Origin of the sequence: Streptomyces sp. NPDC006208, assembly GCF_040613775.1 — a bacterium.
Classification (GTDB): domain Bacteria; phylum Actinomycetota; class Actinomycetes; order Streptomycetales; family Streptomycetaceae; genus Streptomyces.
In genome coordinates, this window is sequence record NZ_JBEXSW010000056.1 from 1 (window position 1) to 15,382 (window position 15,382).

The 15,382-nt window shown below is 70.6% G+C and carries 12 protein-coding genes; 3 read left to right on the forward strand and 9 right to left on the reverse strand.

The features are described from left to right. Window positions 1–482 precede the first annotated feature (482 nt). The 6 genes from ABZ208_RS33350 to ABZ208_RS33375 form a co-directional block, all read right to left on the reverse strand. Window positions 483–3,257, reverse strand: a complete 2,775-nt coding sequence (locus tag ABZ208_RS33350) for a hypothetical protein (RefSeq protein WP_356913187.1) — start codon at window positions 3,255–3,257, stop codon at window positions 483–485. 173 nt (window positions 3,258–3,430) lie between these two features. Further along, window positions 3,431–4,324, reverse strand: a complete 894-nt coding sequence (locus tag ABZ208_RS33355) for a glycoside hydrolase family 19 protein (protein WP_356913188.1) — start codon at window positions 4,322–4,324, stop codon at window positions 3,431–3,433. A 139-nt stretch (window positions 4,325–4,463) separates the two neighbouring features. Next, the gene (locus tag ABZ208_RS33360; RefSeq protein ID WP_356913189.1) at window positions 4,464–6,002 is read right to left on the reverse strand and encodes a carboxylesterase family protein; all 1,539 of its coding nucleotides are present in this window, start codon (window positions 6,000–6,002) and stop codon (window positions 4,464–4,466) included. An 88-nt stretch (window positions 6,003–6,090) separates the two neighbouring features. Then, window positions 6,091–6,912: a DUF4253 domain-containing protein gene (locus ABZ208_RS33365; protein ID WP_356913190.1), complete on the reverse strand. Its 822-nt coding sequence runs from the start codon at window positions 6,910–6,912 to the stop codon at window positions 6,091–6,093. A 97-nt stretch (window positions 6,913–7,009) separates the two neighbouring features. Then, complete coding sequence (locus ABZ208_RS33370; RefSeq protein WP_356913191.1) at window positions 7,010–7,246, reverse strand: DUF397 domain-containing protein; 237 nt, start codon at window positions 7,244–7,246, stop codon at window positions 7,010–7,012. Further along, window positions 7,243–8,067, reverse strand: a complete 825-nt coding sequence (locus ABZ208_RS33375) for a helix-turn-helix transcriptional regulator (protein ID WP_356913192.1) — start codon at window positions 8,065–8,067, stop codon at window positions 7,243–7,245. The genes ABZ208_RS33370 and ABZ208_RS33375 overlap by 4 nt, the downstream gene beginning before the upstream one ends. A 113-nt stretch (window positions 8,068–8,180) precedes the next feature. On the opposite strand from ABZ208_RS33375, the gene ABZ208_RS33380 reads away from it, so the two are divergent. After that, complete coding sequence (locus tag ABZ208_RS33380; protein ID WP_356913193.1) at window positions 8,181–8,582, forward strand: ATP-binding protein; 402 nt, start codon at window positions 8,181–8,183, stop codon at window positions 8,580–8,582. On the opposite strand, the gene ABZ208_RS33385 is transcribed toward ABZ208_RS33380, so the two are convergent. Beyond that, window positions 8,572–9,207, reverse strand: a complete 636-nt coding sequence (locus ABZ208_RS33385; RefSeq protein WP_356913194.1) for a hypothetical protein — start codon at window positions 9,205–9,207, stop codon at window positions 8,572–8,574. The two genes, ABZ208_RS33380 and ABZ208_RS33385, sit on opposite strands and share 11 nt — an antisense overlap. Before the next feature lie 156 nt (window positions 9,208–9,363). Here ABZ208_RS33385 and ABZ208_RS33390 point away from each other — a divergent pair, with 156 nt between their 5' ends. Continuing rightward, the gene (locus ABZ208_RS33390; RefSeq protein ID WP_356913195.1) at window positions 9,364–9,633 is read left to right on the forward strand and encodes a DUF1876 domain-containing protein; all 270 of its coding nucleotides are present in this window, start codon (window positions 9,364–9,366) and stop codon (window positions 9,631–9,633) included. 12 nt (window positions 9,634–9,645) lie between these two features. Here the strand turns inward: ABZ208_RS33390 and argS are convergent, their stop codons facing one another. Further along, window positions 9,646–11,415: an arginine--tRNA ligase gene (gene argS, locus ABZ208_RS33395; RefSeq protein ID WP_356913196.1), complete on the reverse strand. Its 1,770-nt coding sequence runs from the start codon at window positions 11,413–11,415 to the stop codon at window positions 9,646–9,648. 159 nt (window positions 11,416–11,574) lie between these two features. Between argS and lysS the strand changes: the two genes are divergently transcribed. After that, the gene (gene lysS, locus ABZ208_RS33400; protein WP_356913197.1) at window positions 11,575–13,311 is read left to right on the forward strand and encodes a lysine--tRNA ligase; all 1,737 of its coding nucleotides are present in this window, start codon (window positions 11,575–11,577) and stop codon (window positions 13,309–13,311) included. Between the two features lie 239 nt (window positions 13,312–13,550). Here the strand turns inward: lysS and ABZ208_RS33405 are convergent, their stop codons facing one another. Beyond that, entirely contained in the window at window positions 13,551–14,963 is a 1,413-nt protein-coding gene (locus ABZ208_RS33405) for a PLP-dependent aminotransferase family protein (protein WP_356913198.1), read from the reverse strand. Window positions 14,964–15,382 lie beyond the last annotated feature (419 nt).

Sequence of the window (15,382 nt, forward strand, 5' to 3'; positions counted from 1 at the left end):
CCGATGACCGTCTGGAGCAGCACCGCCTCCGCCTGCCCGCGGGGCAGCGCCGAGATCAGGGCAAGGGCTCTGCCGCGGCGGTCTGCGCGACCGCCGGAGCGGCCTGCGAGTGCGCTCCTGGATGCGCCCGCGGCGGTCCAGGCGGCAGGCGGGGGACGGCGTCGGGGCCTGCCGGTGGATCGCCGCCGCGCTCGTCCTGTACGTGGTGGCGTGATGGTGACCGGCAGTCAGAACGTGCCGCTCGACGACGGGCTCGACAAGGTGTCCCAGGTGGGCGGCCCTGCTCAGCTCACGTACCGCCACGGTACGCAGGGTGCCCAGGACGTCGGCGCAAGTCGCTCAGATCCTGGGCGCCCTGTGCGCCCGTAGCACTCGCCGCAACGCGGTTCGCCCGCGAGGCGCCGGCCGACACACAGGCATCGGCCGGCGCGACCCGGGCGGGGGTACTGGGGCGCTGCCCGGCTGCCGGGAGGCTCAGTGCCCTACGACGCGTCGAGCACCGTGCCGGTCAGCGCCGGGCCTTGGGGCTGGCCTTCGTCGTCGGTGGGCTGGAGGCCCACGTACTCCTTCGGCTCGGCCACCTGGTCCCGGACCGTGGGGACGGTCACCTCCGCGCTGGTCTTCCCGGCGGGTACGGACGCCCACAGGGAGGCGAACTCCAGCTGTGACAGCGGGACCTCCCCCTCGGGGACATTGCCGATCATGTCGAGCAGCCACTGCCGGTCGACGTCCTTGGTGGACAGCTCGGGGCGGCCCGGAACGGGCACGAACCGCAGCGTCCTCGTCATCTCGACGTCGGCGGGTGCGGACAGGGAGACCCGCCACTTCAGCGGCTGTCCCTCGGTCACCTCGCCGGCGACCGGCTTCACGGTGATCTTGGGCATCGGGTCGTCGTTCTCGGCGGTGACGCCGCCGGAGTGCGAGCCGACGACGGCCCCTCGGACCGCCTTCACGAGCACGTCGTGGGACTCGTCCCAGGCGTAGCGCTTGTTGCCCTTCACCTTCACCGTCACGTCGATGGTGCTGCTGCCGGGCCGTACCGTCACCAGCCGGTCCTTGCCCTTGCCCGTGCCCGGGTCCAGGACATAGAACCGCACCGTGCCGCTGCCCTTGCCGGACACGCGTGCGGGCACCCGGTACGTGCGTTCGCCCGAGTTGCCCTCCTTGACCTTCAGGCGGCCGAGGTCGACGCGGGTCAGCGGAGCCTCCTGTACGGCGGGGGTGCCCGGGTTCCAGGCCCAGGCGTCCATCAGCCACGCCCGCCCGGAGCGGTTGCGCGGGGTCAGCTCCAGGGAGGCGACCCGGCGCAGGTCGAGGCCGGCGCGGGTGGCGGCGGTGAGCGGTACGCGCACCTCGCGCGCCCAGTAGGAGGCGGTGCGGTCGCTTCCGGGCAGGCCGTCCACCTTGACGCGGCCGAGGTCGGCCCGCTTGCCGGAGGCGTCGGTGACGGACACGTCCAGCTGTGTTCCGGTGGAGTTCGGCGGCACGAACACGCGCAGCGCGAGGCTCTTGGCGCCCTTGGCGGAGAGCGGCTTCTCGGGGCGCACCTTCACCGCCGAGCCGGGCGCGGACCAGCGCAGTGCCACGGCGCGGCGGCCGGTCTCGCGTTGCGGCTGCCACTGCGCGAAGTGCGGCGAGGAGCCGCCGGCCTCCGCGTCAAGGCATGCGGTGCGCGGGTCGGGGTCGACCGCGGAGCACAGCCGTGCGCCGGTCACCTTCACGGAGCCGTCCGGCAGGAACCCGGCGCCGCGGTTCGCGCCGACCGCGTGGGTCAGCACCCGCGCGGGGTCGGCGGAGGGGGCCCGGCGGCCCGAGCCGTCGAGCAGCTCGCGCACCCGGTCGTCCCCGGCGACGAACAGCCGGGCCGCGGCGGCGATGTAGGTGGCGCCGGCCCGGTGCTGCTGGTCGGCGGTCAGCCGGGTCGCGGTGCCCGGCGAGCACACCGGGTCCGGCTGCTCGGGGTCGTGCCAGAAGTCGTCGTTGGCGGGCGCCTGGGCCTGGCCCGGCGTCCACTCGCTGTTGAAGTAGTTGTGGTTGGCGCCGACCATGTAGACCGCGCTGTGCAGGGCCTTGCCCCGGCTGACACCGCGGGTGCCGTCGGCGTACACCTGGCCCTGGAGGTCGGAGACATCGCCGTCGCAGCCCGGCAGGATCGTCAGCGACGGCACGTCCGGCACCGGGTTCTGGCCGAAGATCGTCGGTCCGATGAGCACGGTCCCGCGGATGTGCCAGCGCACCTTTCCGCGGTAGCCGTCCCGGTCGGCCGGGGGCGGGTAGAGGCTGTCCATGGAGGCGCGGTTGACGCCCTCGCCGCCGCGAGAGTGGCCGACGAGCAGGACGCGGGACAGGTCGGCCTTCGGCGCCTTGCGTACGGCCGCCGGTGCCGCGGCCGGCTTCGCGGACCAGTCGGCCCAGCGGGCCAGGTGCGTCCGCACCAGCGAGGAGCGCGCCTGCGCGCCACCGTCCTCGGCGTCCCCGTCCTGGCCGTTGATGCCGTTGGCGGAGATCGACACGGTCACGTAGCCCTGGGAGGCCAGCAGCTCCTGGTCGCGCAGATAGCCCCGGTGGCTCGGGATGGGCTTGGCGCCCTTGGCGCAGGGCCAGTCGATGTTCGGCTCATCGCTGCCCGGGACATAGCAGGTCGCGTGCCGGCCGTGCAGGAACAGCGCGATCGGACGCTTGCCGGTGGCGCCCTTCGGCGCCACGACGACGCCGCGCATCTCGACGGGCGCCGAGAAGCCGGGCAGGCGGACCGGGTCGAGCGTGTACTCGCCGGTGACCGTGCCGTACGTGCCGGGCTTGCCCGGGTCGACGGAGCCCGCCGGGAGCTGGGCGGGCGGCTTGGCGGCGGGTGGCGCGGAACCCCTGTCCTGGGCGTCAGAGCCTTCCTGGTCCAGTCGCCGCCCGGCCGCCATCACCTCAAGGTTGGCCAGGTCGGCCGTCCGTGCCTCGTCGAGGGGCAGCCGGAAGGTGCGGCCGTCCTCGTCCGGCTCGGGTGCGCCGACCAGCTTGCCGTCGGCATGGAACTCCACGCGTGCGTCGCCTGCCGGCACCGGCTTCGGGGAGCGCCATTCCAGCGCGCTCTCGCCGTCGGTGTTCGTGATCCGCCAGCCGGGCGGCAGATCACCGTCGTTGTCCGCCGCGGCTGCGGGCCGGATGCCGGGTGGCTGCGTCTGGGCCTGTGCCACCGCCGGCGACACCCCCGCCACTGTGAGCACCGCTATCGCGGTGGCCCATATCCTCCGGGCACGTATCAACGGTCCCCTCCTCAACCCCGTGGTCCGGGCGCCCGGTTGGCCCGAATGCCCTCGACCCCGGAGGACGGGGAGAAGATCCCGCGGGTTGCCTGTGGATCTCGCCAACATGGTGCGGCCGCGGGCCCGGGGGAACGCCCCGGGGCCGCGGCCCGTTCATGAGCCCGCCGGGGCGGTCAGCAGTAGAGGTTCCCGCCCGGGGCGACGCCCAGGATCTGCGTGAACTGCTGGTACTTGGAGACCCGGCTCTGGACCTGCGCCGGGTTCTTGCCGTCGCACTCCAGGGAGCCGTTGATGGAGCGGATGGTCTGACCGAATCCGGCCTGGTTGACCATCGCGTTGTGCGGGGTCATCGTGCCGGGGCCGTTCTGGGTGTTCCAGTACCAGAGGCCGGTCTTCCAGGCCACGGCCGATTCGCGCTCCACCCGCCAGGGGTTGTTGAGAAGGTCGATGCCGAGGGCGTCTCCCGCCGCCTTGTAGTTGAAGTTCCAGCTGAGCTGGATCGGTCCGCGGCCGTAGTACGCGGCCTGGCCCGCCGGGCAGCCGTAGGGCTGGCTCCAGTCGCAGTAGTGCGGGTAGTTGGCGGTGTTCTGCTCCACGACGTGGACCAGGCCGCCGGTCTCGTGGCTGACGTTCGCGAGGAAGGCTGCGGCCTCCTGCTTCTTGACGGTGTCGCTGCCGGTGTTGGCGAAGCCCGGGTAGGCGCTCAGGGCCGCCGTGAGGCCGCTGTACGTGTAGAACGAATTCCGGCTCGGGAACATCTGGTTGAACTGTGCCTCGCTGACCACGAAGCCGGAGGGGGACGGGTTCCCGCCGCCGCTACAGGTGTACGGGTCCCAGTACCAGGTGCTGATCGTCGGGTCGTAGCCCGGGTTGTCGTGCTCGGCTATGTAGTACGAGCCGTTGTACCTGACAACGTTGCCAGTCGTGTACCAGGCGCCCTGCTGCCAGTTGGGGGCGGTGTCGCAGACGCCGGCGGCGGACGCGGCCGAGGCGGAAGGCATCAGTACGGCGGCCAGACCGGTGGCGACGAGGACCGCGACCAGCAGCGCCATGAGGCGGTTTCTCATGACTTCGTTCACTCCTTTGCACGGCAACGGCCTTACCCGGAGCAGCAGTTCGCTCCGGGCCGACCGCGGTGGGGGGCTGTGTCCACACTCAAGCGTGCTGTCATGATCCAGTCAAGGTATAGACCAATGTGGGTCTTGGTCAGCCGAGAAGTTCCTTCCAGAACGGGTACTTGTGTCCACCCTCGAAGTCCGTCGGCCGCGGCCCGGCGGACGACAGCGACCGCACACTCGGCGCTGCGGGGGTGTACGGCTTCCAGGCCGCCCGGCCGGTGCGGGCGAAGTCCGACCAGGTGTCGATCAATGAGGCGGACAGGGCCTGTTGGGTCGTGTTCAAGGGCTCGGCCCACCCCAGGTCGAACAGGTACGGCAGCTCGGCGAGATGCGGCGCTCCGACCGGGAAGCTCCCCCGGGGCAGATCCTTGAACCAGGGGTTCTCGGCCTCGGCGAACTCGTACGCGTACGTCTGCGTACGCGCCCCCAGAGCGCGGTTCGTGTCGACCGCCGTACGGCCCCAGAGCGCGTCGGTCATCGCTGCCGCCAGCGCCCGCCCGTGCGAGGCGCCGTACGCGCTGGCCGGATAGCGCGCGAGGATGCGGTCCACGGCCCCGGCACCGAAGGCCTGCGACAGATACGTCCGTACGTCGGCGTCGGTGAGGGTCGCCGCCGGGTCCTCAATGCGTTTGGCGAACTCCGCACCCCAGATACGGAACGTCTCCTCGTCCCGGTTGATCCCGTGCAGCACCGGGACGCGGTTGAAGCGGCCGGACGCGAACGCCTCGCGAGGCGCGCGGGGAAGCAGCTTCGTCCCGTACACCGGGCCGTACCGGGTCTCCTCGTCGTCCGCCGCAACCAGCTGCTCGGCCCCGACCTCACGGAGATCCTTCTCGAACTTGCTGTCCAGCTTCTCGGCATTGCGCAGCGCCTCGGCGCGGGTGAGGTTCTCGTGGTCGTCGAGGCAGGGGCCGCTCTGCAGGATCGCCCGGTCGAACAGGCCGGCCGACGCGGGTGACACGAGGTTCGCGCAGACGCTGCGGGCCCCACCCGACTCGCCGAACAGTGTGATGTTGCGCGGATCGCCGCCGAACGCGGCGGCGTTCGCCCGGACCCAGCGCAGGGCGGCCTGCTGGTCCTGGAGACCGTAGTTGCCGTCGCCGAGCCAGCCGAGCGCTCCCAGTCGGTAGTTGACCGTCACCACGACCGCATCGCCCTGTGCGGCCAGACGCTCGGCGCCGTACATCGCGCCCTCTCCGTCCTCGTGGTCGCCGCCGTGCAGCCAGACCATGACCGGGCGGGGGGCGGCCGCGACGGTGCGCGGGGTGGTGACGTTCAGGAACAGGCAGTTCTCCTCGTTGCTCTTCGGCCCCTTGATCCCGATCGCTCCGGACTGCGCACAGGCCGCACCCGGCCGGGTGGCGTCCCGCACCCCGCGCCGGCCGGGCGCAGGCGCGGGCGCCGTCCAGCGGCGGCCCGCGGTGGGCGGGGCGGCGTACGGGACCCCCTGGAACACGCGCGCCGTCCCGGTGAGCGTGCCGCGGAGCGCCCCCTTGTCGGTGTGGACGACAGGGGAGGCGGTCCGGTCCGAGGCGGTGGACGTGGCCGGGGTGGCCGTGGCGGCCGTGGCGGTGGTCAGGGCGAGGGCGGCGATCGTGAGTGCGAGTGTCGCTGTCGTCTTCAACATGCCCATGACGCTAAGGAGTTGAAGACCGCGAGGGCAGCCGGTCATCCCCCGGTCCGGTGGTGGTGTCAGGTGCACCGTCACCGATCGCTCAGTCCCACCAGAACGACCAGGCCCGGTTGTCCAGAATGTCCTTGGCGGCACAGGCGCGCAGAGAGTTGTTGCCGTTCTGCATGATGCTGTCCGGGCAGAAGGCGAAGTGTTCGGCCGCCACGGCCTCTGCCTCGGCCATCGTGGTCGGGGGCGACGCCACCGAGACGACCAGCTCGTCGAAGGAGAGCGCGACGACCCTCGCGCCGAACCGGTCCTCCCAGGACCGCAGCACCGCGCAGAGGCGCGCGACATCGTTCTCGTAGTTCAGCGGGCCGGTCCAGCCGATGGCCGCCGGTATGTCGGCGCTGCGGCGGGCCGGGACGAGTGCCATGCGCGCGCCGTGCATCCAGCCGACCTCGTCGGCGAGGTCGGCTGCCACCTCGGCCGCGTGTGCGTCCGGGTCGACCGCGGAGGCGGGGGCGGGAGCGAGACCCGGCCACGCGGAGTCGAACGGCTCGGCGTCGAGCTCCTCGCCCAGCTCGTCCTCCGCGTACTCCTCCCAGAACGAGGCGAGCACCTCCTCGGCATCGTGGTCGCCCGGGTACGACATCCTGTCCGGGCTGAGCTCCCACTCCGTGGGCCAGTGGTCACGGGGGCCGCCGTGGATCAGTACGGGATGGAGGCCGGCGCTCCTGCGGGCGGGCAGCAGCCCGGCCCAGTCGTCGGGGGCTGCGGGTTCGTCGGCGAACCAGAGCAGTGGCTCGTGCCATGTGCCGTCGAGCGTCGCGTCGACCAGTGCTCCGGGCGGCAGGTGCAGCCCCAGGGACCGCCCTGTCGGGTCGGTGGCCAGGGCAGGCAGGGGATTGGGAAGCATCGCCATGGCGTGACTGTAGGGGCGGCCACTGACAGTGGGCTGTCCAGCTACAGCCGGGCCATGCCAGGGATCACAACTGATCCGGCGGCCGCGGCCCTTGGTGTCAGGCGAGCGTGGCCGTGAAGCCGGACCAGGTGGCGGGGGCGAGGGTGAGCACGGGGCCGTCGGGGTTCTTGGAGTCCCGGACGTGGACGGCGGCGGGGTGGGCGGCGACCTCGACGCACTCGCCGCCTTCGCTGCCGCTGTAGCTGGACTTGCGCCAGGTGTACGCGACTTCCAGGCAGGCGCCGCCTTCATCGCCGCTGTAGCTGGACTTGAACCACGAAAGTGCGGTGCTCATTGCTCTCCTACCAGCCGGCCCAACAGACCCTTCGTTTCCTCGGGATTGAGGGCCTGCGTTCGCAGCATCGCATACTTCTGCGCCAGGATGCTGACCTCATTCGGGTCGGTGACCAGCTGGCTGCCGCGCTGCGTCTCGGTGTAGGCCAGATGCTGGTGGTCGGGCGTTTCGAGCAGGATGAAGGGGCCGTTGAGCCCGGCGTGAGTGTGCCGTCCGAGCGGCATGACCTGGAGCGTGATGCCCGGAAGGCCGGCACAGACGCGTAGATGGCCGAGGGTTTCCACGTACACCTCGTCCCCGCCAAGACGGTCCCGCACAATCGCCTCCGAGATGATGAAGCTGGCCATCGGCGGAACCTTGCGATGCAAGATCTCCTGGCGTTCCAGTCGCGCCGCCACCTGGGCGGTGATCTCGTCCTCGCTCAGGATCGGGACCTTGCTACGGAACACCGCCCGCGCGTACCTCTCCGTCTGCAACAGCCCCGGCAGCACCTGGTTCTCGAACCACGACAGCGCGATCGCCTCGCGCTCCAGGTCCATGTACTGCTCCGCCCACGCCGGGATCAGATCGATCTCCGGCATGTTCGCCACCGCCGTCCCCAGCGCCCCCTTCGTCCCCAGCACCCCGTCCAGCAGCTCCGCCAGATCCGGTTTCAGCGGGCGGCGGCCCTGTTCGATCGAGGCGACCGTCTCCGCGTGGACGCAGATCCGGTCGGCCAGTTCCCGCTGCGTGAGGGCGGCGGTCTCGCGGAACCGGGCCACCAGCGCGCCTACGAGCCTCATCGCCGACGCGTTCTTCCGCTGCCGCTTCCTGGGGTGCATGCCCGTTCAACTCCCCACCCTCGGACGTACGTCACGCCTGCCGCGCCCGTACGGAAATCCCGTACGGGTGCGCGCACTGCATCACGGTAGTCACCGTCCGTGACGCTCGTCTCATGGATGACGTGATGCAACAGCCGCTTCTCCGCGAGCGGCTCTACCGGCGTGAGCGACGATCCGTGCCCGCTGCCCGGGAGTTCGTCCGCACGACGGCCGTCGGCTGGGGCCTGGACGCCCGTCTGGACGACCTGCTCCTGTGTACGAGCGAGCTCGCGACCAATGCCCTCGTCCACGGGGTGCCGCCCGGACGCGGTTACCGGGTGCGCCTCTGGCTGCACGGGGACGGGATCCTCCGCCTGGAGGTGCACGACAGCGGTGACGGGCGGCCCGCTGTTCGCGAGCCCGACGAGGAGTCGGGGCGTGGGCTGCTGCTCGTCACCGCGCTCGCCGACAAGTGGGGCGTCGGCGGGCGCGCACCCGGCAAGGTCGTGTGGTGCGAGTTCGGTGTCACGCCCTGAGCCGGACGGAGACGGCAAGGACCCAGTACATCTGGAGGCTCGCGATCACCGCCGTCGTCCCCCAGCCGACCGCGCTGTAGAAGTCCGCCGGGTCGGTCCCGAAGAAGAGGGAAGGGACGAACGCGAGGTTGACGGCCGCGACGACGTACGCGGAGAAGCCTGCCCAGCGAGGGAGTGCGGCGGTCCGCAGGACCAGGTGGCCCACTGCCGCGAGGAACAGCGCCGTGAGCACCCGGCCGACCGAGCCGTACAGCAGCGTCGCGGCATCGGCGAGTGGGCCCTCGGTGGTCGGGTCGACCGGCGTGCCGTCCGCACCGAAGACCACGCCCGCCTGGAGAGCATGGGCGACGAGCGTGACGCCGACGTACAGGAACGCCGCGGCGAAGGCGACGGTGACCAGCCACTCGTACGCCGGACCCGACGCCTGGCGCAGCAGCTGACGCAGACCGGAGAGGAAGACCAGGAGCGAGGCGCACACGAACAGGCTGAGCAGGATCCGCGTCAGGACGTTCGAGGCCGGCGGAGCCCCGGAATGCAGGAAGTAGAGCGGCACCTCGACGAGCGTGAGCAACGCTGCCGCCAGTCCGAACAGACAGGTGGCGCGGCGCACTTGTGGCTGATTCATGCCGTCGACGGTAGGCAGCCGGGGTGGGGGCGCGGCAGCCGTTCAGGTACCGGGGTGCGGGTGTACCTGGGTGCACCCAGGGGCGCCCCGGCCCGCCAGTGGTGATCTGTGCTCCGGCGGAGCACCCTGGAGAGGTACCGCTGGAGGTGATCCGCCATGCAGACACTCGTCGGATGGCACATCGAGATGGAGTTCCGGGAGGACGGCGACCGGACCAGGGCAGCCGCCATGGTGAGGCTGGGCGACGGCACGGAATACCGCGGCCACGGCAACGCGAATCGTCATCACTCCGACCAGCCCCAGCTGCTGGTCGGCGAGGAGATCGCAGGCGCACGCGCCTTGATGGACCTCGCCTCCCAGCTGCTGGAGAGGGCTCACGGGCAGATCGACTCGGCCTCGGGGAGGACGTCGCACCCGCTCGCGTGAGCCGTCGCGTCCCTAGAGGCGCTCCGGCGTCCTGATGCCGAGCAGCGCCATGCCCTGGTGGAGCGTGCGGGCCGTGAGGTCGACGAGGAACAGACGGTTCTCCCCGACGGCCTGCGGCGGCTCCGGCTTCACCACCGGGCACTGGTCGTAGAACGTCGTGAGAATCGACGCCAGCTGGTAGAGATAGGCCGCCAGCTTGTGCGGCTCGTAGGAGTCGGCGACCTCGGCCAGCATCTCCCCGAACTGGTCCAGGTGGAGGCTGAGCGCGCGCTCCGCCGGGGCCAGTTCGAGTTCCGGGTGGGCGGCCGGCGTGCGGTCGCCTGCTTTGCGCTTGATCGACTGGATACGGGCGTACGCGTACTGCAGGTACACGGACGTGTCGCCGTTGAGCGACACCATCTGGTCCAGGTCGAACTTGTAGTCGCGCACCGCCGACGTGGACAGGTCGGCGTACTTGACCGCGCCGATGCCCACGTACCGCCCGTTCTCGACGACCTCCTGATCGCTGAGGCCCGCCTTCTCCTTCTTCTCGGCGACGACGGCCGTCGCCCGGTCGATGGCCTCGTCCAGCAGGTCCACCAGCCGCACCGTCTCGCCCTCACGGGTCTTGAACGGCTTGCCGTCCTTGCCCAGCACGGTGCCGAAGGCCAGCTGGACCGCCTTGACCTTGTCGTTCAGCCAGCCGGCCCGGCGTGCGGTCTCGAAGACCATCTTGAAGTGCAGCGACTGGCGGGCGTCCACCACGTACAGCAGGGAGTCGGCGCCGAGGTTCTGCACCCGGTCGCGGATCGCGGACAGGTCGGTGGCCGCGTAGCCGTAGCCGCCGTTGGACTTCTTGACGATCAGCGGAACGGGGTTGCCGTCCGGGCCCTTCACGTCGTCGAAGAACACACACAGCGCGCCCTCGGAACGCACGGCGACGCCGGTCTCCTCGAGGATGCGGCAGGTCTCGTCGAGCATGTCGTTGTACCCGGACTCGCCGACGACGTCGGCGTCGCGGATCTCCATGTCGAGCTTGTTGAAGACCGAGTAGAAGTAGATCTTCGACTCGTCCACGAACTTCTGCCACAGCGCCAGCGTCTCGGCGTCGCCGGACTGGAGGTCGACGACCCGGTGCCGCGCCCGCTCCTTGAACTCCTCGTCCGAGTCGAAGAGCGCCCGCGAGGCCTTGTAGAGGCGGTTGAGGTTGGACATGGCCTCCTCGCCGGAGACCTCGCCCTCGCCTTTGTGGTCCAGCTCGTGAGGGTGCTCGATCAGGTACTGGATGAGCATGCCGAACTGGGTGCCCCAGTCGCCGATGTGGTGGCGCCGGACCACCTTCTCGCCGACGAACTCCAGGATCCGCACCATCGCGTCACCGATCACCGCGGAGCGGAGGTGGCCGACGTGCATCTCCTTGGCCACGTTCGGCTGCGCGTAGTCGATCACCGTCGTGCCGGCGTCCGGCGCGTACGGGACACCGAGGCGCTCGTCCGCGGCGCGGGCGGCGAGCGTCTCCACGATCGCCTGGTCGGTGATCGTGATGTTCAGGAAGCCGGGGCCCGAGACCTCGATGTCCTTCAGGACGTCGTTCGGCCCGATGGCGTCGACGACCTTGGTCGCGAGCTCCCTGGGGTTGCCCTTCAGCTTCTTCGCGAGCGCGAGGATGCCGTTGGCCTGGAAGTCGGCCCGGTCGCTACGTCGCAGCAGCGGGTCGGCGGAGCCGGCCTCCGGCAGGGCTGCCGAAAGGGCGTCCGCGAGGCGCTGCTGCACGGTCGAAGCGAGGGAAGGGACCGAGGCCATGAGCTTCCGTTCCTGTCAGGGTTCGGTGAGCCGGTGCGTCACCGGGTCTATTTCGGTTGTCAAGTGTCCCATGGGCGAGCAACCTCTTTCTCCCCGCTTTCTGTCTGGGAGAATGGCTTACGCCAGCTTCGACAGAATCAAGATCAAGCATCCAAGGACGTGCCGACCGTGGCTCAGAGCAGCACCGAGACCGACTGGGTCTCCCGTTTCGCGGACGAGGTCATCGCCGAGTCGGAGCGACGTGCGTCTGGCAAACCGGTCGTCGTCGCCTCCGGACTCTCTCCTTCCGGCCCCATCCACCTGGGAAACCTCCGCGAGGTCATGACCCCGCATCTGGTCGCCGACGAGGTCCGGCGGCGCGGGTACGAGGTCCGGCACCTGATCTCGTGGGACGACTACGACCGCTACCGCAAGGTGCCGGAAGGGGTCGAGGGCGTCGACAAGTCCTGGGCCGAGCACATCGGCAAGCCGCTGACCGCGGTGCCCGCGCCGGCCGGTTCGGCGTATCCGAACTGGGCCGAGCACTTCAAGGCCGCGATGACCGCGTCACTGGCCGAGCTGGGCGTCGAGTACGACGGCATCAGCCAGACCGAGCAGTACACGGCGGGTGCGTACCGCGAGCAGATCCTGCACGCGATGAAGCACCGGTCGAAGATCGACGCGATCCTCGATCAGTACCGCACGAAGCAGAAGCCCGGTGCGAAGAAGCAGCAGAAGCCGGTCGACGAGGCCGAGCTGGAGGCCGCGGAGGGCTCCGGCGCGGCGAATGAGGACGACGGCAGCGGCGGCTCGGCCGGGTACTTTCCGTACAAGCCGTACTGCGGACAGTGCGAGAAGGACCTGACCACGGTCGTCTCGTACGACGACGAGACCACCGAGCTCGTCTACACCTGCACGGCGTGCGGCTTCGGCGAGACGGTACGGCTGAGCGAGTTCAACCGCGGCAAGCTGGTCTGGAAGGTCGACTGGCCGATGCGCTGGGCGTACGAAGGCGTGATCTTCGAGCCGAGCGGTGTCGACCACTCGTCGCCCGGTTCGTCCTTCGTGGTCGGCGGTCAGATCGTGCGCGAGGTGTTCGACGGCGTGCAGCCGATCGGCCCGATGTACGCGTTCGTGGGCATCAGCGGCATGGCCAAGATGTCCTCGTCGCGCGGCGGGGTGCCGACGCCGGCCGACGCGCTGAAGATCATGGAGGCGCCGCTGCTGCGCTGGCTGTACGCGCGCCGCAAGCCGAACCAGTCCTTCAAGATCGCCTTCGACCAGGAGATCCAGCGGCTGTACGACGAGTGGGACAAGCTCGAGTCCAAGGTCCAGGACGCTTCGGCGCTGCCGGCCGACGCCGCCGCGTACTCCCGCGCGGTGGGTACCGCTGCCGGTGAGCTCGCGCGCACGCCGCGCCCGCTGCCGTACCGCACGCTCGCCTCGGTCGTCGACATCACGGCAGGGCACGACGAGCAGACGATCCGGATTCTGAGCGACCTGGACCCGGAGAACCCGCTGGCCTCCCTGGACGAGGCCAGGCCGCGGCTCGACTGCGCGGAGAACTGGATCACCACGCAGGTTCCCGCGGACCAGCGCACCCTGGTCCGCGAGGAGCCCGACACCGAGCTGCTCGCCTCGCTGGACGACGAGGGACGCGAGTCGCTGCGGCTCCTGCTGGAGGGCCTGGACACGCACTGGTCCCTGGACGGTCTGACGACCCTGGTCTACGGCGTGCCGAAGGTGATGGCGGGTCTGGAGCCGGACGCCAAGCCGACACCGGAGCTGAAGGTGGCCCAGCGGTCCTTCTTCGCCCTGCTGTACCGGCTGCTGGTGAGCCGGGAGACCGGTCCGAGGCTGCCGACGCTGCTGCTGGCGGTGGGGGCGGACCGGGTGCGCAAGCTGCTGGCCGCCTGACGGGGCCGGGCTCTGGTCGTGGTGTGGCGTGCCGTGTCGGCGGACGGAGTCCGGCGCGGCCGGTCGATGCCCGTGAGGCCCCTTGGTGCGAGGGCGGCGTCGGGAAGGGGTCGGGTCCGAGGCTGCCGACGGCGGTGGGGGCCCGACCGGGTGCGCAAGCTGCCGGCCGAGTAGTTCCGTAGGACGGAGGGCTCTCACCCCGCTCGGGGGTGAGAGCCCTCCGCCCGTTTCGGCCGGTGTCAGCCGGGCCTCCTACCGGTCACCTCCCGGTAGGCCGCCCCCAGTGCGGCGGTGCTCGCCTTCAGGCCGGGGCAGCCCACGGTGGCGTAGCTGACGACCAGCGCGGGTGGCCTTGTGCGGTCGTCCAGGGTGTAGAAGGTCCCTCCGCGGACCAGGACGGAGCGGGCGCGGGCGGACTGGACCAGAGCGGTCTCGTCGACGCCCGGCGGCAGCTCCACGTAGGCCTGCAGCCCGCTGTCTCCGCCGAGGACCCGGGCACCGGGCAAGTGGTGCGGGAGGAGTTCCCGGACGAGCTCGCGGCGTTTGCGGAACTCGGCGCGCAGCTTGCGCTGATGGCGATCGTGGGCGCCTTCGGTGATGAAGCGGGCGAAGGCCAGCTGCTCGATGCCGGAGCAGCCGATGTCCCAGCCGACCCGCGCGCTCTCGACCGAGGCCATCAGCTCGGAAGGCGCGGCCATCCAGCCGAGGCGCAGGGCGGGGGCGAGGACCTTGCTCGCGCTGCCCGCGTAGACCACCCGGTCCGGGGCCAGGCTCTGCAGCGCGGGGATGCGTTCGGAACGGTTCAGATAGGCACTGTCGAAGTCGTCCTCGACCACATAGCCGTCCACGGCGCGTGCCCAGGAGATGAGACGCTCACGGCGTTCCTGGCTGAGCGGGACACCCGTCGGGAACTGGTTGGCGGGGGTCGTCAGCACGACGCGGACGCCGCTCTCCTCCAGCCGGTCCACGCGCAGACCGTCCGCGTCCACCGGTATGCCCACCGGCCGTAAGCCCGCGCTGGTGATGAACTCCCGCTCGCCCGGGTGCCCGGGATCCTCGACCCCCAGGGCATCGTGGCCCCGGTCGCGCAGCACCTTGCAGAGCAGCGCGAGCCCCTGGGCGAACCCTGCGGTGATCATGAGGTTCTGGGGCTGGGTGCGCACGCCCCGGACCCTTCCGAGATAGCCGACCAGTACGTGACGGGTCAGCAGCACCCCGCTCGGCGGACCGTAGCCGAGTTCGGTGCGGCCCGCGTCGGTGAGCGCCGCGGCCACCGAGCGGATCCACTCCTGGCGGGGAAAGGTGGACACGTCCGAGCTGCCGGTGCGTAAGTCCCATGTGGCGTCGGTGGGTTCCGGCTGCGGACTGGTCAGGACGGAACCGGCGCCCGGGTGGTCGCGGACGTTCTCCGCGACCACGGTGCCGGATCCGCGCCGGGCGACCAGATACCCCTCGGCGGAAAGCTGTTCGTACGCCTCCACCACCACGCTCCGGGAGATCTCCAGATCGGCGGCGAGCTGGCGGCTCGAGGGAAGGCGCGAGCCGGAGGACAGAGTGCCGTCCTCGATCAGCCTGCGAAGGGATCCCTGCACCTGGGCACCGAGGGGGAGTTGTGCGTTGCGGTCGACGGTGAGGGAGAGGTGCCAGGGCAAGTGGTCTCCTTTCGCAGCCCGGAAGTGGTCTGGACCGGGAAGGTTTGCATTTGATGAGCTCGTTCCAGGCAGAGATTTCGCCAGCCTGTTCGTATGTGCGGCTCCGGCAAGGGGCCGGCTGTCGTCAGGCGAACGGTGCCTCCGGGGACGCCGCAACGGAGCGGTGGGGGGCATGGCGGGTCTGTGCAGCGGGTGCGGTGCACCCGCCAACGGGGTGGGGGATCCGGCGTCTTTGCCGGTTGTGCGGAGCTGTGTCCTGAGCACGGGGCACGCCGCAGCGTGCTCGTCCACCTGTCGTGCAAGTGGTCCAGGTGGACCGGAAAGGCTGTGTCGTCGTGTCCTTGCTGTCAGCACCGAGTATGCCCGCACCGCCGCCAGTGGACCTGGCGGCCGATCAGAACAAGTCCCTGCGGACCGGA

Excerpts from the sequence above, each read along its gene's own strand:
- ABZ208_RS33355 (WP_356913188.1), bottom strand. The coding sequence starts at position 4,324 with ATGAGAAACCGCCTCATGGCGCTGCTGGTCGCGGTCCTCGTCGCCACC.
- ABZ208_RS33360 (WP_356913189.1), bottom strand. The coding sequence starts at position 6,002 with ATGTTGAAGACGACAGCGACACTCGCACTCACGATCGCCGCCCTCGCC.
- ABZ208_RS33365 (WP_356913190.1), bottom strand. The coding sequence starts at position 6,912 with ATGGCGATGCTTCCCAATCCCCTGCCTGCCCTGGCCACCGACCCGACA.
- ABZ208_RS33370 (WP_356913191.1), bottom strand. The coding sequence starts at position 7,246 with ATGAGCACCGCACTTTCGTGGTTCAAGTCCAGCTACAGCGGCGATGAA.
- ABZ208_RS33375 (WP_356913192.1), bottom strand. The coding sequence starts at position 8,067 with ATGCACCCCAGGAAGCGGCAGCGGAAGAACGCGTCGGCGATGAGGCTC.
- ABZ208_RS33380 (WP_356913193.1), top strand. The coding sequence starts at position 8,181 with ATGGATGACGTGATGCAACAGCCGCTTCTCCGCGAGCGGCTCTACCGG.
- ABZ208_RS33385 (WP_356913194.1), bottom strand. The coding sequence starts at position 9,207 with ATGAATCAGCCACAAGTGCGCCGCGCCACCTGTCTGTTCGGACTGGCG.
- ABZ208_RS33390 (WP_356913195.1), top strand. The coding sequence starts at position 9,364 with ATGCAGACACTCGTCGGATGGCACATCGAGATGGAGTTCCGGGAGGAC.
- argS (WP_356913196.1), bottom strand. The coding sequence starts at position 11,415 with ATGGCCTCGGTCCCTTCCCTCGCTTCGACCGTGCAGCAGCGCCTCGCG.